Raw genomic sequence first — 18,309 nt, forward strand, 5'->3', positions numbered from 1 at the left:
ACATCGCCTCCATCGACCTGCGAAGGTCTATGGATCAAACTCAACCTGTAACGGATGTCCCCGAACGTCTGTCACCCATCTCCCCGGTCTGAACACATCGAGGAGGAGGGGTTCTCAAAGGCTTGACCCTTGCGCCGCCTCGCGCCACAGGCGGGGCTCATGAACATCCTGCTGGTGGGTTCGGGCGGCCGTGAGCACGCCCTGGCCTGGAAGATCGCCCAGTCGCCACTGGCGACCCGGCTTGTGGCCGCGCCCGGCAACCCCGGGATCGCGGCCCTTTGCGAGGTGCGGCCGGTCAAGGCCACCGATGTCGAGGGACTGGTGAAGCTGGCCGTCGAGATCGCCGCCGACCTGGTGGTGGTCGGGCCGGAATCGGCGCTGGAGGTCGGGCTGGCCGACGCCCTGGCCGATGTGAGCATCCCTTGTTTCGGCCCGACCAAGGCCGCCGCCGAACTGGAAACCTCCAAGGCCTTTTCCAAGGGCTTCTTCGCCCGCCACGGCCTGGCGACCGCCGCCTATGGGGTGTTCGAGGACACGGCCGCCGCCGGCGTCTTCCTCGACGCCATGCAGCCGCCCTACGTGATCAAGGCCGATGGCCTGGCCGCCGGCAAGGGCGTGGTGATCGCCCAGAGCCGCGCCGAGGCCGACGCCGCCGTCGCCGACATGCTGGGCGGCCGGTTCGGGACGGCTGGCGCGCGGGTGGTCATCGAGGAGTTCATGGTCGGCGAGGAGGCCTCGCTCTTCGCTCTCTGCGACGGCGAGACCGCCGTGCTGATCGGCTCGGGCCAGGACCATAAGCGCGCCTACGACGGCGACCAGGGCCCCAACACCGGCGGCATGGGCAGCTACAGCCCCGCCCCCGTGCTGACCGACGCCTTGATCCGGCGGGCGTTCGAGGACCTGATCGTCCCGACCGCCCGGGGCCTGGCCGCCGAGGGCCGGCCCTTTCGGGGCGTCTTCTATGCCGGCCTGATGCTGACCGCCGAGGGCCCCAAGCTGGTCGAGTACAACGCCCGCTTCGGCGACCCGGAAACCCAGGTGCTGATGCTGCGGCTTCAGAGCGACCTGGTCCCCTACCTCCTCGCCGCCGCCACCGGCAGGCTGGCCGACCTGCCCGAACCGGTCTGGCGCGACGAGGCCGCCATCTGCGTGGTCATGGCCGCCGAGGGCTACCCCGACGCCCCGAAGTCCGGCGCGGCCATCACCGGCGCCGACGCCGATTTCGGCGGCGAGGCCGTGGTCTTCCACGCCGGCACGATCCGCGACGAGGCCGGCGTGCTGCGCGCTTCCGGCGGCCGCGTCCTCAACGTTTGCGCCCTGGGCGCCACCCTCCACGAAGCCCGCGACATCGCCTATGCGGCGGTCGGGACGATCGATTTGCCGGGCGGGTTCTATCGGTCCGACATCGGCTGGCGGGCGCTGTAGGAAGAAGAAGGCTTCACCACGAACAACACGAACAACACGAACGGGCCTGCGCTGAGAGCGGATCATGGCCGGAGGCCCGTCTTTTCAACGACCCTTCGGGTCAGGGCTGGGCTGACGTCGTCGCGTTCGTGTTGTTCGTGTTGTTCGTGGTGAAATCTTACAGCCTCTCCGCTGACCGGCGCTTTCCGGCTGTTCACCACCCCGCTACAGTCGATTCAAACAAGCGTAAGAGGGAAACGCCCCATGGCCGAAGCCGCCCAGCCGACCGCGCAGGAACTGAACTCCGGCGTCAAGGAGGTCGATGAGCGTCATCGTATCGACGAGGTCGCCCTGGCCAGATGGCTGGAGGCCAATGTCGAGGGCTACCGGGGGCCGCTGACCGTCCAGCAGTTCAAGGGCGGGCAGTCGAACCCGACCTACCAGCTGATCACCCCGACCAAGAAATACGTCCTGCGCCGCAAGCCGCCCGGCAAGCTGCTGCCCTCGGCCCATGCGGTGGACCGTGAGTTCAAGGTGATCTCGGCCCTGGGCACGACCGGCTTTCCGGTCGCCAAGGCCTATGCGCTCTGCGAGGACGAGAGCGTCATCGGCACGATGTTCTACGTCATGGACATGGTCGAGGGCCGCATCCTCTGGGACGGGACCCTGCCGGACTATGAGCCGGCCCGCCGCCGGGCCATCTACCAGGCCCAGGTCGAGACCCTGGCCGCCCTGCACAACACCGACTACGCCGCCATCGGGCTGTCCGACTACGGCCGGCCGGGCAATTATTTCGCCCGCCAGATCGACCGCTGGTCCAAGCAGTACCGCGCCTCCGAGACCGCCAAGATCGAGGAGGTCGACAAGCTGATGGAATATCTGCCGGCCACCACCCCCAGCGACGACCAGACCTCGATCGTCCATGGCGACTATCGCCTCGACAACATGATCCTGCATCCGACCGAGGACCGGGTCGTGGCGGTGCTGGACTGGGAGCTGGGCACGCTGGGCAATCCGCTCGCCGACTTCACCTACATGCTGATCCAGTGGGTCATGCCGGCCGGCGAGCAGCGCGGGGGTCTCTCGGCTATTGAAGACCTCCACGCCTACGGCATCCCGACCATGGAGGAATATGTCGCCGAATACTGCCGGCTGACCGGGCGGGACGGCATCCCGCACCTCGACTGGTATCTCAGCTACAACCTCTTCCGCCTGGCCGGCATCTGCCAGGGCATCGTCGGCCGGGTGCGGGACGGCACCGCCGCCTCCAGCCATGCCTCGGCCATGGAGGCCCGCGTGCCCCTGCTCGGCAAGGCCGCCTGGGCCTTCGCCCAGAAAGCAGGCGCGAAATGATCCGCCGTCTCTTCCTCGCCGCCGCCGCGCTGGTTTTCGCCGCGGGCCTCGGCCCCAACGACCAGGCCGCGTCGGGCCTGCCGACCGTCATCTATGCCGGCAAGCTGCTGGCCGATCCGGCGACCGGCAAGGTGACCACTCAGCAGACCGTCACGGTCCGCGACGGCAAGATCGAGAAGATCGCCGACGGCTATGTCGCGCCCGAAGGCGCCGCCAACATCGTCGACCTGAAGGACAGCTTCGTACTGCCGGGCCTGATCGACTGCCATGTCCACCTGCTCAGCCAGTCGGGGCCGACCGGCAAGCTGGACGATGTCACCAAGACCTCCGCCGACCTGGTCGTCGACGGCTCGGTCTATGCGATGCGCACCCTCAAGGCCGGCTTCACCACCGTGGCCGACGTCGGCGACGACAACGAGGCCATCTTCGCGCTGCGCAACGGCGTCGCGGCGGGCAAGATCGCCGGACCGCGCATCCTGGCCTCCGGCTCCATCGTCACCCCCGAGGGCGGCCATGGCGATGTCCACGGCTACCGGCCCGACGTCATGGCCATCCTGGAAAGCCCCACCGCCTGCTCGGGCGCCGATACCTGCCGCCGGGTGGTCCGCCGGCAGATCCAGGCCGGCGCCGACCTGATCAAGATCGTCGCCACCGGCGGGGTGCTGGACGACAGCGCCACCGGCGTCGACCAGCAGTTCACCGACGAGGAAATGGCCGCCATCGTCCAGACCGCCCACTCCATGGGCCGGATGGTCAAGGCCCACGCCCACGGGACCATCGGCATCAACGCCGCCCTGAAGGCCGGCGTCGATTCCATCGAGCACGGCACCTATCTCGACGACGAGTCGATCAAGCTGTTCAAGGCCAAGGGCGCCTGGCTGGTCCCGACCCTGATGGCCGGCGATTTCGTCGCCAAGGAAGCGGCCAAGCCCGACACCTGGATGAGCCCCGCGATCAAGGCCAAGGCCCTGTCGGTGGGCCCCAACATGCTGGACATGGGCCGTAGAGCCCACGCCGCCGGCGTCAAGATGGCCTTCGGCACCGACAGCGGCGTCTCGCCCCACGGCGACAACGCCTATGAGTTCGTGCTGCTGGTCAAGGCGGGCTTCTCCACGATCGACGCCATCCGCATGGCCACGACCTGGGCGGCCGAGCATCTGCGGCTCTCGGGGGTGGTGGGTTCGCTGGCCCCGGGCAAGGCGGCGGATCTGATCGCGGTGAAAGGCGATCCGCTCAGCGACATCAGCGAGCTGCGCAAGGTCAGCTTCGTGATGAAGGGCGGGGTCGTCTACAAATAGATCAGGCAACTCTCCTCCTCGCTTGCGAGGAGGAGCGACAGGCACGCGCCGAAGGCGCGGCGCCTGACGGAGGAGGAGCCTTGCGGCAGTTCCGCCCGCGCGAACGCAACGGATAAGCCGCGCTCTGGCCGCCTCACCCGCTCTTCGCGCTCACGCGCTCAGAGTCGACCTCTCCACACAGTGGAGAGGAGTTGTTGCAACGCGTCCTCGTCCTCGAACCGGGCCCGCACCGGCCAGGCGACGATGCGGCCGCGCCAGTCGGCAGGCAGCCGCACCCAGTCCTTTTCGGTAGTGACCAGGCCCGCGCCCAGCGCCTCGGCCTGGGCGACCAGGGCCTGCAGGGTCGCCTCGTCGTATTCGTCGTGGTCGGGGAAGCTGACGAAGTCGGCCAGGTCGCAGCCGGCCGCCCTCAGGGCCCGCTCGACCTTCCAGGGCTTGCCGACCCCGGCGAAGCCCAGCTGGCGGCCGGCCGGCGGCGGCGCGGCGGGTTCCAGGCGGGCGATCAGCACCGGGGTCGATCCAAACAGGGCGAGCAGTTCGGGGTCCGGCCCCTCCAGGTCGGCCGGCAGCAGCAAGACGACCGCATCGGCGCGGGCCAATCCGACCTTCAGCGGCTCGCGCATCGGCCCGGCCGGGAACACCGCGCCATCGCCGAACGGCCACTCGTTGTTGCGCGTCTCGCCGTCGACCACGACCAGGGAGAGGGCCTTCTTCAGCGAGGGGTTCTGGTGGCCGTCATCCATGACCACGATCCTGGCGCCGGCCCGCGCCGCCGCCCTCGCCCCGTCCGGCCGGTCGCGGGAGATCCAGAAGGTCGCCTCGCCGGCCAGCATCAAGGGCTCGTCGCCGACCTGGGCGGTGGTGTGGACGGCGGGATCGACCCGGAGCGGCCCGGGCTCGCTGCCGCCGTAACCGCGCGAAAGGCCGTGCGCGCCTGGTAGGCGTTTCAGCAGTTCGCGGACTACCGGCGTCTTGCCGGTTCCGCCCACCGTCAGGTTGCCCACGCAGATGACCGGGACGCCGGGGTCTTCCGGTGTGGTCCGGGCGATGCGGCCCGCGGTCACCGCCGCCCAGATCCAGGAGATGGGCGTCAATACGAACCGCGCCACGCCGCCCGGCGCGCGGTCCCGCACATACCACCAGCGCGGCGTCGCCAGCTTCATGGGAGCAACGGTTCCAGTTGGGCCCAGACGCGGTCCAGCACGCCGTCCTCGACCTGCGCCGCCGCCAGGGCGCAGCGGCCCATCAGCAGGCGCGCCTCGTCATTGTCGAGCAGGCGGTCGATGGCGGCGATCAGGTCCTCCTCGGTCTCGCAGCGCACCCCGCCGGCGCCCAGGGTCATGTAGACATCGGTCCAGTTGAAGACGTAGTCGCCATAGATCACCGGCCGGCCTTGCCGGGCCGGCTCCAGCGGGTTGTGGCCGCCGATATCGGGATAGAACCCGCCGCCCATCACCACCAGGTCGGCGAGGGCGAAGAACAGGCCCAGCTCGCCCAGGGTGTCGGCCAGATAGATCTCGGTTTCCGGGGTCAGGGGCTCGCCCGCCGAGCGCTGCGCCAGCCGCCGCCCGCTCGCCCGCAGGGTCTCGGCCAGGGCCGGGCCGCGCACCGGATGGCGGGGCACGATGACCAGCAGCGGCTCGCGCCCGCCGACCTCCACCGCGGAATTGATCAGCAGCTCCTCATGCGGATGGGTGCTGGCGGCCAGCACCACCTTGCGGTCTCCCGCCGCCGCCTTGAGCGCCGCCAGTTCGGCCTCGTCATAGGCCAGGGCCGCGCCGGTCAGCTTGAGGTTGGCGTAGCCGTCGACCCGGCCGCCGATGGCCTTCAGCCGCCCGGCCGACAGGCTGTCCTGCGGCAGGATCAGGTCGAAGGCGCCCAGCAGCCGGCGGGCCAGGCCCCCGAACCGCTTCCAGCCCCGGGCGCTGTGCTCGGTGATCCGGGCCGAGACCAGGGCGAGTCTCGCGCCCCGCGCCTTGGCCCCCAGCAGCAGGTTGGGCCAAAGCTCGCTCTCGACGAACACCACCAGGTCCGGCCGCCAGTGGTCCAGGAAGCGGCCGGCCGCCCCGGGGGTGTCGACCGGCAGATACTGGTGGATGGCGCCCTTGGGCAGGCGCTCGGCCAGCAGGGCGGCCGAGGTGGCGGTGCCCGAGGTCACCAGCAGGGTTGCCTCCGGCCGCTCGGCTTTGAGCCGGCGGGCCAGGGGCAGCATGGAGAGGGTCTCGCCGACGCTGGCCCCGTGCAGCCAGATCAGCGTCCCGTCCGGACGGGCGACGGAGGCCCGGCCCAGCCGTTCGCCCAGCCGCGCGGGGTCTTCCTTGCCCTTGCGGGCGCGGCTGGCCAGCAGCGCCGGAATGAAGGGCGCGATGGCCCCGGTGGCCAGCCGATAGAGGATGGGGTTCAAACCACGTTCGCCGGCGCCAGGCGGCAGGCATGCTCGCCGCCGACGGTCTCGACCTGCAGGGTGGCGTGGTGGATGCCGAACCGCTCGGAGAGCCCTGCGCAGGCCTCGTGCAGGAAGCCGTCGCCGCCGGCGTTGTCGGGCCGGATGACATGGGCGGTCAGGGCGGTCTCGGTGGTGCTCATCGCCCAGATATGCAGGTCGTGAACCTCGGTCACCCCCGGCCGCTCGGCCAGCCAGGCCTGCACCGCCTTGGGATCGATGCCGCGCGGCACCGCGTCGAGGGCCAGGTCCAGGCTGTCGCGCAGCAGGCCCCAGGTTCCGGCGACGATGACGCCGGCGATGACCAGGCCGACGGCCGGGTCGATCCACTGCCAGCCGGTCCGCCAGACGATCAGCGCCGCCACGACCACCCCGGCCGACACCGCCGCATCGGCGGCCATGTGCAGGAAGGCGCCCTTGACGTTGAGGTCCTCGTGGCCGCGCATGAACATCAGGGCGGTGGCGGTGTTGATGACCACCCCGGCGGCGGCCACCAGCATGACCGGGCCCGGCTGGATGGCCTCGGGATTGACGAAGCGGTGGACCGCCTCCAGCACGATGCCGCCCACGGCGAACAACAGGAAGCCGGCATTGGCCAGCGAGGCCAGGATGGTGCCCTTGCGCAGGCCGTAGGTCCGCCGCCCGCCCGGCGCCCGCCTGGCCAGGCTCGCCGCGCCCCAGGCCAGCAGCAGCCCCAGCACGTCCGACAGATTGTGGCCGGCGTCGGCCAGCAGGGCCAGGGAGTGGGTGAAGAGGCCGGCGGCGACCTCGGCGGCCACGAAGGCGATGTTTAGCCCGGCCCCGATGGCGAAGGCGCGGCCGAAATCCTTGGGCGCGTGGCTGTGGCCGCCATGGCCATGTCCATGATCGTGGTGGTGATGATCGTGATGGTCGTGCGCCATGGGCCCCTAGACTCTCACTCGGCGCCGGCGCCGTCCAGCATGGCCTCGGCCCGCCGGGTCACAGCGCTCAGCCGCGCGGCCCACGCCTTGGAAAGCGCCTCCAGGTCATCGTCGCGGGTGGCGGTCAGCGGCCCGTCCCAGGCGATGGCGCCCCGGGTGAAGGGCAGGGGGATGACCGTGCGGTCCCAGCTGCCGATGCGGATACAGGGCTTGCAGGCCATGCCGACCAGCATCACCGGCGCCCCGGTCATCCGGGCCAGCGAGGGGGTGCCGGGCTCCATGTTCTCGGCCGGGCCGCGCGGGCCGTCGGGGGTGATGGCCACGGCGCCGCCGCCGCGCACCCATTTGATCATCTCGCGGAAGGCCACCTCGCCCTGCTTGTTCTTGGAGAGGTCGGTCTTCTTCTGGGAGCTGCCGCGAATGGCCGGAAAGCCGATGCGATCGACCGTCTGGGCGATGAACTCCCCGTCGGCCGACAGCGAGATCAGGGCCCGCATCTCCTGGCGTTCGGGGCTCTGGGGCCAGGACATCGGGCTCAGGGGGATGCGGGCGTGCCAGAAGCAGAGGATGGCCCCGCCGCCGGCCTTCCAGACACTCTCGGGCTTTTCCTGCCCCTCGCGGGTCCAGGTCATGGTGGCGTAGCAGAACTTCAGCCAGGTGGAGAACAGCGTGGCCAGGAAACGCTGGAAGCCGCGCGAGCGATAGATTTGTTTCAGCATGACGCGGCCATGCCTGAACTGCGTCGCCCAACAAACCCTAAACCCGTCATGGCCGGGCTTGTCCCGGCCATCCATGAACACAGGAAGGACCGGTCCAGGCTACGGCGCGAGGCTTGATACTCAGGCGCGTATGGATGGCCGGGACAAGCCCGGCCATGACGGAATGAAGGGGAGGGCCTTTTCATCCCTACTCCGCCGCCGGTTCGGGCAGGGTGTCCAGGTCCTGGGCCCGGGCCAGCCGCGCGTAGAGGCCCTTCCGGCGGACCAGCGAGGCGTGGGTTCCCTGCTCGACCACCGCGCCGCGCTCGATGACATAGATGCGGTCGGCGTCCTTCACCGTCGACAGGCGGTGGGCGATGACGATGGTGGTGCGGCCGTGCATCAGCCGCTCCAGCGCCTGCTGCACCTGGGCCTCGCTCTCGGTGTCCAGGGCGCTGGTGGCCTCGTCGAGCAGCAGGATGGGGGCGTCCTTGAGGAAGGCCCGGGCGATGGCGATCCGCTGCCGCTGCCCCCCCGACAGCCGCGCCGCCGACTCGCCGACCACGGTGTCGTAGCCGTTGGGTTGCTCCAGGATGAAGTCGTGCGCCGCCGCCAGTTTCGCCGCCGTCTCGATCTCGGCCTGACTGGCGTCGGGCTTGGCGTAGGCGATGTTGGCCTTGATGCTGTCGTCGAACAGGAAGGGCTCCTGCGTCACCAGGCCGATCTTGTGGCGCAGCGAGGCCAGGGTCACCTCGCGCACATCGGTCCCGTCGATACTGACCCGGCCGGACGTGGCGTCATAGAAACGGGGGATCAGCGACAGGATGGTGCTCTTGCCGCCGCCGGAGGGCCCGACCAGGGCAATGGTCTCGCCGCGCCGGGCCTCCAGGGTGACGCCTTCCAGCGCCGGGCCGCCCTCGCCATAGCCGAAGGTGACATCCTCGAAGCGGATATGGCCCTCGCTCACCGGCAGTTCGATCGCGCCCTCGCGGTCGGCCACCTCCGGCTCGACGTCCAGGGCCGCGAACAGCCGGCGCGCCGCCGTGCCGCCCTCGGTGAACACCGTCTGCAGGTTGGCCAGCTGGCGCAGCGACTGGCCGGCCATGGCCAGGGCGCCCATGAAGGCGGTGAAGTCGCCGACATTCATCTGGCCGTTGGCGGCGCGCCAGCCGGCATAGGCGAACACCGCCGCCGTCACGACCATGGTCAAGAGTTCGGTGACCGGCGCGGCCTGGGCTCTGGCGATGGAGCCCTTGATCAGATGCTTCTGCCGCTCGCCGATGACCTCGGCGACCCGGGCCTGCTCGGCGTCCTCGCGGTTCTCGATCTTGACGACCCGGACGCCGTCCAGGCTCTCCATCAGGGCGGTGGAGAGGGCGCCGGTGGCGGCCATGGCCCCCTTGGCGGCCTTCTTCGAGCGGCGGGTGAACCTTCGCATCAGCCGCCCCGCGAACGGCCCGATCAGCATCACGCCCAGGGTCAGGACCAGATCGTGATCGGCCATGACGATCAGCATCCCGGCCACGATCAGGAAGTTCTGGGTGTAGTTGATCATGCCGCTGGTCGCCGCCTCGCGGATCAGGCCGGCGTCATAGAGGACCGACGAGACGAAGGTTCCCGAGTGGGTGGCGCGCAGCCGGGCCAGGTCCGCCCGCATCATCCGGCCGAACAGATCGATCTGGATGTCGCCGACGATGCCGTGGCCGATGCGGTTGATCAGGGTCGACTGGAGGATCTGGGCCACGGCCCGGGTCAGGGCCAGGGCGACGATGGTCAGCGGGATCCACAGGATGGCGCCCGGCTTGGGCCTGACCAGGAGGTTGTTGATGGCCGGCTCGAGGATCTGGGCCAGCTGGGTGGAGACCAGGGCCACGGTGATGGTGCACAGCACCGCCACCGTCACGCCCTTCCAGCGGGGCTTGAGATAGGTGGACGCCACCCGCGTCGCGATCTGACGGGTGGTCATTTCCTGGGGCGGCGAGGTGTGACTCATCCGCCGATCAAGGTTTGCGTTCGGCCCATGTGGCCCTACTTAGGACGCTCCTGAAGGGAGCGCCACTTGTCCGGCTTCGATCTTTCCACCCGCTGGGGCCGGCTGCGCGCCTATCTGAACACGATGTGGGCCGACCACTCGTTCCTGCGGGTCAGCTTCACCAACGCCCACTGGCTGGACCAGAAGATGATCCGGGCGGCCCAGCCCTGGCCGTTTCACCTGAAATGGTGGGCGCGCGATGGCCTCAAGACCGTCATCAACCTGCGCGGCGGCAAGGGGACCAGCTTCCATGAACTGGAGAAGGAGGCCTGCGAGCGCTACGGCCTCGACATGGTGGATTTCACGGTCACCTCTCGCGCCGTCCCGACCCGGGAACAGATTCTGGGCGCCCGCGACCTCTTCGCCCGGATCCAGTATCCGGCCCTGATGCACTGCAAGTCCGGGGCGGACCGGGCCGGGCTGATGAGCGTGCTCTACCGCCACTTCCAGCAGGGCGTGCCGATCCGCGAGGCCATGAAGGAACTGGGTTTCCGCACCCTGCATGTGAAACAGGGCAAGACCGGCGTGCTGGACTATGTCTTCGAACGCTACCTGGCCGAGGCCGAGCCCAAGGGGATCAGCTTCATCGACTGGGTGCAGAGCGACGCCTACGATCCCAAGGCGATCAAGGGCGACTTCCAGGCCAGCTGGTGGGGGACCCTGCTGACCGACAAGCTGCTGAAACGGGAATAGTCATGGACCGGGACGCCCATCTCCAAGCCCTCAGCCGGGACGGCTTCACCATCGTCGAGAACGCCATCGAGCCGGCCCTGATCGACGAGCTGAACGCCGCCCTGGCGGGCCTCGAGACCCTGCTGGACGCCAAGCCGGCCATGAACGGCTTCGAGGGTCACAACACCGTCCGCATCTATAACCTGCTGGCCTATGGCGAGCCGTTCACCCGGGTCCCCGTCCACGCCAGCGTCCTGCCGCTGATCGAGGGGGTGCTGGACGAGGGCTGCCTGATCTCCTCGCTGAGCTCCATCGCCATCGACCCGGGCGAGATCGCCCAGCCCATCCATGCCGACGACATGGTCATCCCGCTCGACAAGCCGCACCGGGCCATCGTCTGCAACTCGATGTGGGCCCTGACCGACTTCACCGCCGAGAACGGCGCGACCCGGCTGGTGCCTGGGAGCCACAGGAAGGGCAACCCCGACTACGGCGGCCAGTATGAGAGCATCGCCGCCGAGATGCCCAAGGGCAGCGTCCTGGTCTGGGACGGCGCCCTCTGGCACGGCGGCGGAGCCAACCAGACCGACAACCGGCGGATGGGCGTGGCCATGAACTACTGCGCCGGCTTCATCCGCCAGCAGGAGAACCAGCAGCTGGGTCTGTCGCCCGATCTGGTGCGCGGGTTCGAGCCGCGGCTGCAGGAGCTGGTCGGCTATGGCGTCTACCGCGGCCTGATCGGCCACATCGACAAGCAGAGCCCGGTCCAGAAACTGAACGGCGGCGGGGCGTTCAAGTCGATCTGGGACAGCTGAGCAGAGATCCAGCGGTCACCACCGTCTGTCAGTGGCGTCCCGACCCCAGCTTCACGCGGGTGATCCGATCGTCGAGAGCCCGCGCCGGACGGGGCCCCGACTTAATGTCTGCTCTCCGAAGTGAGATCAAAGGCGGCTCTCGACCCTTAGTCGACATTGAGAGGGTCCGCTCTCAGTCGGCTGGCTGGCGTTAGTTTCCAGTTGAACGATTGTATTTAGCGGCTTCCGAAGGCTTCACCACATAGCCGGCAGGCGTTCTATTCAAGTCTTCCGCGTTGGGTATTGCGCCGGTCGGCATGATGGGCAGGGACCGGGTGTCGGGCCAGCGTTCACGAACGTGCTGTAGAAGCGCTTCGCGAAAACGGGTCGCGTCCTCAGGTTTTTTGCCCTTCGAGAACGTCAGCCAAATACGGCCGATATGGTCTCTAGAGTCCATCGCAGAGGCGATGGCTTCCTCATCCTCTCCCCGCCACACCGTCGCGTTCAGGGAAATTGGCGACACCGTCGACAACTGAGCCAGTTCTTCGGGCGTCGCAGTGTCGAGGTGATAGCCGTGCGTCACGGCGTCCTTTGCGAGTAAATCGAGGAAGTCGGTCTTGTCCTTCTCAGTCGGCAGCGGAACTTCGATCGCCGCGACCGTCCGCGCACTCTCCGGCTGAGATGCGTCGCACCCGGCAAGAATAAATAGGAGCAGCATGGCGAGGCGGCGCATAGCGCAACATTGAGGACCCAGTCGACGCGGTCAACTTCCGCTACCCACCCTTTGCAGAAGTTCTGAATGTCTACCGCTGGACCGGTCCCCGCAGGGGCAGCCTTGGTCTCGGAACACCGCCTAACCTCTGCTGGCGAGGATGGGAGAAGTCTTCCTAGTGCTCGTGCGGATGATCGTCCCGCGGATCCAGCAGCTTGTGCGCATGGATGATGAAGTAGCGGGCATGGGCGTTGTCGACCGTGGCCTGGGCCTTGGCCTTCCAGGCGCGGTGGGCCTCGGCGTAGCTGGGATAGGCGCCGACGAACTCCACGGTGGAGAGGTCGCGGAACTCGATGTCCTGGACGTCCTTCAGCTCGCCGCCGATGACCAGGTGCAGCAGTTGTTTGTCGGGCATGGTGGCCTCGAAAAAGGGAATCAACTTCTCAGGTCGATAGGCCTGACCCGCTCCAGGATCAACTCGTGCATCCCCGGCGCCGCGCAGACCAGGCTGCGCATCAGGGGCGCCGGTTTGTTGTAGCGGTAGGGCAGGCCCTTATGGTCCGTCACCACGGCCCCGGCCTCGGCGCAGATCAGGTCGGCGGCGGCCAGGTCCCATTCGCTCTTGGCCGACAGGGCCAGAGCCGCGTCGAAGCGGCCGTCGGCGACCAGGGTCATGCGGTAGGCGATGGAGTTGCGGGTCTCGATCCGCATCGGCGGCCAGGGGGTCTTCCAGGCCGGGTGGGCGAACATCGGGGCGTCGCCCAGCATGCCGCTGTCCTCGAGCGCCGTCGCAGCGCTGGGCTGGATGGCCGCGCCGTTCAGGAAGGCGCCGCCACCAAGCGTGGCGGTGAAGGCCTCGTCCAGTTCGGGGGCGAAGACCACGCCGGCGATGGGCCGGTCGCCCTCGACCACCGCGATCGACACCGCCCACCAGGGCTTGCCCTTCATGAAGGCCACCGTGCCGTCGATGGGGTCGACCACGAACAGGCGCTGGCGCTGCATCCGGTCGCTGTCGTCGGCGGTTTCCTCCGACAGCCAGCCATAGTCCGGCCGCGCCGCGCCCAGCGACTCCTTGAGCAGGGTGTCGACGGCGATGTCGGCGTCGGTGACCGGCTGGCCGCCGCCCTTGTCCCAGCGCTTCAGCCCCTGGCGCTTCATGTCCAGGGCCAGGGCGCCGGCGGCCTGGGCGGCCTCCAGGATCAGGGCCAGGTCGTTCATTTTCCCGCCCAGATCACTCACTTCCCTGCAATGGCCAGGCCGTCGACCAGCAGCGAGGGGCTGTTGGCCGAGCCGCGGATTTCCAGGTCGGAGCCCGCGATCAGCCGGCCGTAGATGTCGATCAGGTTGCCGGCCACGGTGATCTCGGTGACCGGATAGGCGATCTCGCCATTCTCGAACCAGAAGCCCGAGCAGCCCACCGACCAGTCGCCGGTGTTGCTGTTGAGCGAGGGGCCGAACATCGAGGTGATCAGGAGGCCGTTCTTGGCGTCGGCCATCAACCCGGCCTGGTCGCGCGTTCCCGGCGTGACGGTGAGGTTGCTGGTCCCCACCCCGGGCGGCCCGGCAGAGCCCCGCGAGGCGTGGCCGGTGGTTTCCAGCCCCAGCTGCTTGGCCGAGGCGCAGTTGAGCAGCCAGGTGGTCAGGACGCCGTTGTCGATCAGGGCCCAGCGCTGGTTGGCCACCCCCTCGTCGTCGAAGGGGGAGGAACCCAGGCCCCGGCGGCGGTGCGGGTCGTCGACGATCTCGAAGCCTTCGGGGAACAGGCGCTGGCCGAGTTTGTCCTTGAGAAAAGACACGCCCCGCGCCACCGACGGGCCGGAGATGGCCCCCAGCAGCGGGCCGATCAGCGAGGTGGCCAGGCGGTTCTCGAAGATCACCGGGGCGGTCTGGGAGGAAATCTTGCGGGCGCCCAGCCGGCCGACGGCGCGATTGCCGGCCTCTGTCCCGATGCTGGTCGCGCCGGGCAGGTCGGCTGCCCAGCGGGCGGCGCGGCCTTCGCCGCCGCGTTCCATGGCGCTGCCCTCGCCGGCGATGGCCGAGGCCGACAGCGAAAAGGACGAGGCCTTGTGCGGTCCCACGAAGCCGGTGCTGGTCACCAGGGTCCAGCTGCCGGACGACCAGCTGGCCGAGCCGCCGTCGGAATTGGTCACCCCGGCCACGGCCAGGGCGGCGGCCTCGCTCTCATGCGCCAGGGCTTCCAGGGCTTCGGCCGCCGGTTCGCCCGGGTCATAGAGGTCGAGATTGGCAAACGGGCCGCGCGCCAACCGGTCCTGGGGCGCGAGGCCCGCATAGGGGTCTTCCGGGGCCAGGCGGGCCATGGCCACGGCCCGCTCGATCAGCTTGCCCCGCGCCTCGGCGGAAATATCCGAGCCCGACACGGTGGCCTGGCGCGAGCCGACGAAGACTCTCAGTCCAAGGTCCCGCGCCTCCTCGCGCTCGACCTCTTCCAGTTCGCCCAGCCTCACGGAAACCGACAGGGCCCGGCGCTCGGCGAACACGGCCTCGGCGGCGTCGGCCCCGGCCTTCATCGCCTGGGCGACGACGTCTTGCAGCAGATTCTCATCCATCCCCGGACTTATGGGGAGGCCACCGCGCTGCGGCAAGGGTATGCGGCCATTAGCCGATGGCGTTGAACAGCGTCGCGGCGATCATGAAGATGTAGCTGACCCAGGTGGCCAGCATGCCGATGGTGCGGGCGAACGAGGCGCCGGCGGAATTGGAGAGGCCCACAGCGTGCACGACCCGGCCGGAAAACAGCAGGAAGCCGGCCACATGCACCAGCACCGCCGCCGCCGGCGTGCCGGTCAGGGCCAGGACCAGGATGCCGGCCAGGCCCGCGGGGATGTATTCGGTGGCGTTGCCCAGGGCCCGGATGGCCTGGGACAGTTCCAGGATGCCGTCGTCTCCCAGGTTGACCCTGTGCTTCTGGCGCTGGCGCACGACCAGCAGCGACAGGATCAGGATCAATAGAAGGTTCAGCCCCACCCAAAGGGCGGCGGCATGCATCGCGTTATCCATGGTCTTCCCGACAGGCTACTCTAAGGCCGTGATTAATCGCCTGTTTTTCCGCCAGGGCAAGGCGGGTAAGTCGACCAGCCGACCCTACTTCCAGATCGGCCTGCCCGATCCGGGGAGGCCCATGGCCGCCCATTTGTCGCTAACCGCCTTGATGACGTCCTCGTCCATCTCGATCTTGCGGCCCCATTCGCGGTGGGTTTCGGGGGGCAGCTTGTCGGTGGCGTCCAGGCCGATCTTGCTGCCCAGGCCGCTCTCGGGCGAGGCGAAGTCGAGATAGTCGATCGGGGTGTTCTCGATCAGGGTGATGTCGCGGGCCGGGTCCATGCGGGTCGACAGGGCCCACATGACGTCCTTCCAGTCGCGGGCGTCGATGTCGTCGTCCACGACGATGACCCACTTGGTGTACATGAACTGGCGCAGATAGCTCCAGACGCCCAGCATCACCCGCTTGGCGTGGCCCGGATAGGCCTTCTTCATCGACACCACGGCGATGCGGTAGCTGCAGCCCTCCGGGGGCAGCCAGAAGTCGACGATCTCGGGGAACTGCTGGCGGAAGAGCGGGATGAAGACCTCGTTGAGCGCCTCGCCCAGCACCGAGGGCTCGTCGGGCGGCCGGCCGGTGTGGGTGGTCAGGTAGATGGGGTCCTTGCGCATGGTGATGCAGCTGACCTGAAAGACCGGGAATTGCTCGACGCTGTTGTAGTAGCCGGTGTGGTCGCCGTAGGGCCCTTCGTCGGCGAAGTCGTCGAGCAGGACGTGGCCCTCGATGACCATCTCGGCCTGGGCCGGGACCATCAGCGGCACGGTCTTGGCCGGGACCAGGTCCAGCTTGGCGCCGCGCAGCAGGCCGGCGAACTGGTATTCCGACAGGGTGTCGGGCACCGGGGTCACCGCCGCCAGAATGGTCCCCGGATCGGCCCCGATCACCGCGCAGGCCGGCAGCGGCTCGCGCTTCCCCGCCTTCTTGTGGCGGGCATAGTGCTGGGCCCCGCCCCGGTGGGCCAGCCAGCGCATGATGGTGCGGTCCTTGCCGATGACCTGCATGCGGTAGATGCCGAGGTTGAAGTCGTCCTCCCGGGAGTCGGACGGGCCTTTGGTGACCACCAGCGGCCAGGTGATCAGCGGGGCCGGCTCGCCCGGCCAGCAGGTCTGGATCGGCAGCTTGGAGAGATCGATCTGGTCGCCCTTCCACACCACCTGCTGCACCGGCGCGGACTTGACGATCTTCGGCCGCATCGACAGCACGGTCTGGGCCAGCGGCAGCATGTCGATGGCGCCCTTCAGCCCGCGCGGCGGCTCGGGCTGGCGCAGGAAGGCCAGCAGTTCGCCGACCTCGCGCAGTTCGCCGGCCGTGGTGCGCGGCTCGCCGCCCAGGGTGACGCCCATGGCCACGCGCTTGACCGTGCCGAACAGGTTGACCAGGCAGGGCATGTCCGACGCGGTCCCGTCGGCCTTGGTGACGTTCTCGAACAGCACCGCCGGTCCGCCCTCCGCCAGCAGCCGGGTGCAGATCTCGGTCATCTCCAGCACCGTCGAGACGGGGGTGGCGACACGGACCAGTTCGCCGTCGGCTTCCAGTCTGGCGATGAAGTCACGCAGGGATTTGTAGGCCATGACGCCCGTCTAAGCGCTGGCCGCGGACGTGTCACCTGCGCTGACACCGCCGGCCCGACATGTCAGACTGCGCGCGCGTCCAGGGTGGGACAGGGGGTTTCGATGTTTCGAGTGATTGCCGCAGCCTTGGTGCTGCTGTTCGGTGTCGCGCAGTCGGCGCAGGCCCGGCAGGCCGCGCCTCTGCCGCCCGAGGCGACGGTCCAGGCAAACCAGTTTTTCACCACCTTGCAGGAGGGGCGCGGTTCGGAGGCCTTCAAGACCGCGCTCAAGGACCTGATGCCGGCGGTCGGCGAAGCCAATGTCGACGCCGGCGTCATGGGCATGAACCAGTTGACCAAGGGCCTGGGCTCGATCCTCGACTGGTCGGTGTTCCGGGTAAACGTCGACAGCCCCAACGTGAAGCAGGTCACCTTCCTGGTCCGCTACGAGAAGCTGCCGATGTTCTACACCCTGACCTTCTACAACCCTGGCAAGGGTTGGCGAATCGTCGAGATCCAGGGCAACACCATCTCCCTGGCGCGCACCGCCGGCTATCTGGGTCCGGTGCAGTAGACGCCGGTCCTATCGCTCATGCTGCGGCAGGCCATCGGCGATATCGTAATAGTCGCCCTGGTCGGCGGTGAAGATGTGCTTGGCCAGCCGCGTCCCGGTCGGGGCGTCGAAGGCGCCCATGGCGATGGCGATCCAGTCGCGGAACACCGGGTCCCAGAACAGGCTGGAGCCACAGGTCGCGCAGAAGCCGCGCCGCACCTTCTCCGAGGACTGGAACCAGCCGACGCGGTCCTCGCCCTCGATGGCCACGGCGGCCTTGGGGACGTCGGTCGAGGCGAAATAGTGGCCCGAGTGCTTGCGGCAGGCGGTGCAATGGCAGGCGTCCGGGCCCGGCAGCGGCCCGGCCACGGTGAAGCGCACCGCGCCGCAGAGGCAGCCGCCCGTGTGGGTCTCAGACATGGCCCATCTCCTCGCCGTCGCAGGATATTCGCCGACTACGGGGTTGAGGTGAAGCCGATCTAGGCGGCAAGTCCCCCCATGCAGGACTTCATCGTCAGCTATGGGCTGGCCCATGATTCGGCCGATGCGGGAGGCCATGCCCGGCTCAAGCGGCTGACGGCCATGCTCATGGCGGTATTCGAGCTGGGCAAGACCTGGCACGGCTCGCAGTCGGCCATCTTCCTGCGCAGTGAGCAGTCCATCGACGAGGTGACCGCGCGCCTGGCCTGGCTGCTGAGCGAGGGCGACTTCCTGCTGGTCATGTCGCTGACCGCCCCGCCGGACGTTCGTTACGCCGGCCGGCTGAAGGACGCCGAGACCTTCCACGACCTCTATCCGCAGGCGCGGGAGATCCGGGCGATGACCCCGCAGTAGACGG

At 68.7% G+C, this 18,309-nt stretch carries 19 protein-coding genes; 7 read left to right on the forward strand and 12 right to left on the reverse strand.

Annotation, left to right across the window (positions count from 1 at the left end; translation table 11 throughout):
• The first annotated feature begins 159 nt into the window (after positions 1-159).
• The 3 genes from purD to QO010_RS23530 all read left to right on the forward strand — a co-directional run bounded on the left by purD (position 160) and on the right by QO010_RS23530 (position 4,055).
• Positions 160-1,425 carry a phosphoribosylamine--glycine ligase gene (gene purD / locus QO010_RS23520; RefSeq protein WP_307353159.1) on the forward strand — a complete coding sequence of 422 codons (1,266 nt, stop codon included), beginning with the start codon at positions 160-162 and terminating at the stop codon, positions 1,423-1,425.
• A 243-nt stretch (positions 1,426-1,668) separates the two neighbouring features.
• Positions 1,669-2,757 carry a phosphotransferase gene (locus tag QO010_RS23525; RefSeq protein ID WP_307353161.1) on the forward strand — a complete coding sequence of 363 codons (1,089 nt, stop codon included), beginning with the start codon at positions 1,669-1,671 and terminating at the stop codon, positions 2,755-2,757.
• Entirely contained in the window at positions 2,754-4,055 is a 1,302-nt protein-coding gene (locus QO010_RS23530) for an amidohydrolase family protein (RefSeq protein WP_307353164.1), read from the forward strand. The genes QO010_RS23525 and QO010_RS23530 overlap by 4 nt, the downstream gene beginning before the upstream one ends.
• A gap of 158 nt (positions 4,056-4,213) precedes the next feature.
• Here QO010_RS23530 and lpxK read toward each other — a convergent pair whose 3' ends face one another.
• The 5 genes from lpxK to QO010_RS23555 all read right to left on the reverse strand — a co-directional run bounded on the left by lpxK (position 4,214) and on the right by QO010_RS23555 (position 10,091).
• The gene (gene lpxK / locus QO010_RS23535) at positions 4,214-5,218 is read right to left on the reverse strand and encodes a tetraacyldisaccharide 4'-kinase (RefSeq protein ID WP_307353166.1); all 1,005 of its coding nucleotides are present in this window, start codon (positions 5,216-5,218) and stop codon (positions 4,214-4,216) included.
• On the reverse strand, positions 5,215-6,459 hold the full coding sequence (locus QO010_RS23540; RefSeq protein WP_307353168.1) for a 3-deoxy-D-manno-octulosonic acid transferase: 1,245 nt from the start codon (positions 6,457-6,459) through the stop codon (positions 5,215-5,217). Before QO010_RS23540 ends, lpxK begins: the two co-directional genes overlap by 4 nt.
• A complete protein-coding gene (locus QO010_RS23545) occupies positions 6,456-7,400 on the reverse strand; it encodes a cation diffusion facilitator family transporter (protein WP_307353170.1) in 945 nt (314 codons plus the stop codon). The genes QO010_RS23540 and QO010_RS23545 overlap by 4 nt, the downstream gene beginning before the upstream one ends.
• 14 nt (positions 7,401-7,414) lie before the next feature.
• Complete coding sequence (locus QO010_RS23550; protein ID WP_307353172.1) at positions 7,415-8,119, reverse strand: lysophospholipid acyltransferase family protein; 705 nt, start codon at positions 8,117-8,119, stop codon at positions 7,415-7,417.
• A 187-nt stretch (positions 8,120-8,306) separates the two neighbouring features.
• Positions 8,307-10,091 (reverse strand): ABC transporter ATP-binding protein, encoded by a 1,785-nt coding sequence (locus tag QO010_RS23555; protein WP_307353173.1) that lies wholly within the window; start codon positions 10,089-10,091, stop codon positions 8,307-8,309.
• A gap of 66 nt (positions 10,092-10,157) precedes the next feature.
• Here QO010_RS23555 and QO010_RS23560 point away from each other — a divergent pair, with 66 nt between their 5' ends.
• Positions 10,158-10,823: a fused DSP-PTPase phosphatase/NAD kinase-like protein gene (locus QO010_RS23560; RefSeq protein ID WP_307353175.1), complete on the forward strand. Its 666-nt coding sequence runs from the start codon at positions 10,158-10,160 to the stop codon at positions 10,821-10,823.
• 2 nt (positions 10,824-10,825) lie between these two features.
• On the forward strand, positions 10,826-11,617 hold the full coding sequence (locus QO010_RS23565) for a phytanoyl-CoA dioxygenase family protein (protein ID WP_307353177.1): 792 nt from the start codon (positions 10,826-10,828) through the stop codon (positions 11,615-11,617).
• 190 nt (positions 11,618-11,807) lie between these two features.
• Here QO010_RS23565 and QO010_RS23570 read toward each other — a convergent pair whose 3' ends face one another.
• From QO010_RS23570 to QO010_RS23595, 6 genes are all read right to left on the reverse strand, one after another.
• Complete coding sequence (locus QO010_RS23570) at positions 11,808-12,329, reverse strand: hypothetical protein (RefSeq protein WP_307353179.1); 522 nt, start codon at positions 12,327-12,329, stop codon at positions 11,808-11,810.
• Positions 12,330-12,483: 154 nt separating this feature from the next.
• Entirely contained in the window at positions 12,484-12,723 is a 240-nt protein-coding gene (locus QO010_RS23575) for a DUF4170 domain-containing protein (RefSeq protein WP_307353182.1), read from the reverse strand.
• A 20-nt stretch (positions 12,724-12,743) separates the two neighbouring features.
• Complete coding sequence (locus QO010_RS23580) at positions 12,744-13,526, reverse strand: 3'(2'),5'-bisphosphate nucleotidase CysQ (RefSeq protein WP_307353183.1); 783 nt, start codon at positions 13,524-13,526, stop codon at positions 12,744-12,746.
• 17 nt (positions 13,527-13,543) lie between these two features.
• Positions 13,544-14,875, reverse strand: coding sequence for a TldD/PmbA family protein (locus QO010_RS23585; protein WP_307353184.1), 1,332 nt, complete (start codon positions 14,873-14,875; stop codon positions 13,544-13,546).
• Positions 14,876-14,924: 49 nt separating this feature from the next.
• Entirely contained in the window at positions 14,925-15,326 is a 402-nt protein-coding gene (locus tag QO010_RS23590; protein WP_307353185.1) for an MAPEG family protein, read from the reverse strand.
• Positions 15,327-15,410: 84 nt separating this feature from the next.
• Positions 15,411-16,940, reverse strand: coding sequence for a UbiD family decarboxylase (locus QO010_RS23595; RefSeq protein ID WP_307353186.1), 1,530 nt, complete (start codon positions 16,938-16,940; stop codon positions 15,411-15,413).
• Positions 16,941-17,042: 102 nt separating this feature from the next.
• Here QO010_RS23595 and QO010_RS23600 point away from each other — a divergent pair, with 102 nt between their 5' ends.
• Positions 17,043-17,492 (forward strand): hypothetical protein, encoded by a 450-nt coding sequence (locus QO010_RS23600; protein ID WP_307353188.1) that lies wholly within the window; start codon positions 17,043-17,045, stop codon positions 17,490-17,492.
• 9 nt (positions 17,493-17,501) lie between these two features.
• Here the strand turns inward: QO010_RS23600 and QO010_RS23605 are convergent, their stop codons facing one another.
• Positions 17,502-17,891: a GFA family protein gene (locus QO010_RS23605; RefSeq protein ID WP_307353189.1), complete on the reverse strand. Its 390-nt coding sequence runs from the start codon at positions 17,889-17,891 to the stop codon at positions 17,502-17,504.
• A 78-nt stretch (positions 17,892-17,969) separates the two neighbouring features.
• On the opposite strand from QO010_RS23605, the gene QO010_RS23610 reads away from it, so the two are divergent.
• Positions 17,970-18,305 (forward strand): hypothetical protein, encoded by a 336-nt coding sequence (locus tag QO010_RS23610; protein WP_307353191.1) that lies wholly within the window; start codon positions 17,970-17,972, stop codon positions 18,303-18,305.
• The last annotated feature ends 4 nt before the right edge of the window (positions 18,306-18,309 follow it).

Source organism: Caulobacter ginsengisoli, assembly GCF_030814835.1.
Taxonomy (GTDB): Bacteria; Pseudomonadota; Alphaproteobacteria; order Caulobacterales; family Caulobacteraceae; genus Caulobacter; species Caulobacter ginsengisoli.

Excerpts from the sequence above, each read along its gene's own strand:
- QO010_RS23605 (WP_307353189.1), bottom strand. The coding sequence starts at position 17,891 with ATGTCTGAGACCCACACGGGCGGCTGCCTCTGCGGCGCGGTGCGCTTC.
- QO010_RS23585 (WP_307353184.1), bottom strand. The coding sequence starts at position 14,875 with ATGGATGAGAATCTGCTGCAAGACGTCGTCGCCCAGGCGATGAAGGCC.
- QO010_RS23595 (WP_307353186.1), bottom strand. The coding sequence starts at position 16,940 with ATGGCCTACAAATCCCTGCGTGACTTCATCGCCAGACTGGAAGCCGAC.
- purD (WP_307353159.1), top strand. The coding sequence starts at position 160 with ATGAACATCCTGCTGGTGGGTTCGGGCGGCCGTGAGCACGCCCTGGCC.
- QO010_RS23600 (WP_307353188.1), top strand. The coding sequence starts at position 17,043 with ATGTTTCGAGTGATTGCCGCAGCCTTGGTGCTGCTGTTCGGTGTCGCG.
- QO010_RS23550 (WP_307353172.1), bottom strand. The coding sequence starts at position 8,119 with ATGCTGAAACAAATCTATCGCTCGCGCGGCTTCCAGCGTTTCCTGGCC.
- QO010_RS23570 (WP_307353179.1), bottom strand. The coding sequence starts at position 12,329 with ATGCGCCGCCTCGCCATGCTGCTCCTATTTATTCTTGCCGGGTGCGAC.
- QO010_RS23525 (WP_307353161.1), top strand. The coding sequence starts at position 1,669 with ATGGCCGAAGCCGCCCAGCCGACCGCGCAGGAACTGAACTCCGGCGTC.
- lpxK (WP_307353166.1), bottom strand. The coding sequence starts at position 5,218 with ATGAAGCTGGCGACGCCGCGCTGGTGGTATGTGCGGGACCGCGCGCCG.
- QO010_RS23575 (WP_307353182.1), bottom strand. The coding sequence starts at position 12,723 with ATGCCCGACAAACAACTGCTGCACCTGGTCATCGGCGGCGAGCTGAAG.
- QO010_RS23580 (WP_307353183.1), bottom strand. The coding sequence starts at position 13,526 with ATGAACGACCTGGCCCTGATCCTGGAGGCCGCCCAGGCCGCCGGCGCC.
- QO010_RS23590 (WP_307353185.1), bottom strand. The coding sequence starts at position 15,326 with ATGGATAACGCGATGCATGCCGCCGCCCTTTGGGTGGGGCTGAACCTT.
- QO010_RS23610 (WP_307353191.1), top strand. The coding sequence starts at position 17,970 with ATGCAGGACTTCATCGTCAGCTATGGGCTGGCCCATGATTCGGCCGAT.
- QO010_RS23545 (WP_307353170.1), bottom strand. The coding sequence starts at position 7,400 with ATGGCGCACGACCATCACGATCATCACCACCACGATCATGGACATGGC.
- QO010_RS23555 (WP_307353173.1), bottom strand. The coding sequence starts at position 10,091 with ATGAGTCACACCTCGCCGCCCCAGGAAATGACCACCCGTCAGATCGCG.
- QO010_RS23565 (WP_307353177.1), top strand. The coding sequence starts at position 10,826 with ATGGACCGGGACGCCCATCTCCAAGCCCTCAGCCGGGACGGCTTCACC.
- QO010_RS23530 (WP_307353164.1), top strand. The coding sequence starts at position 2,754 with ATGATCCGCCGTCTCTTCCTCGCCGCCGCCGCGCTGGTTTTCGCCGCG.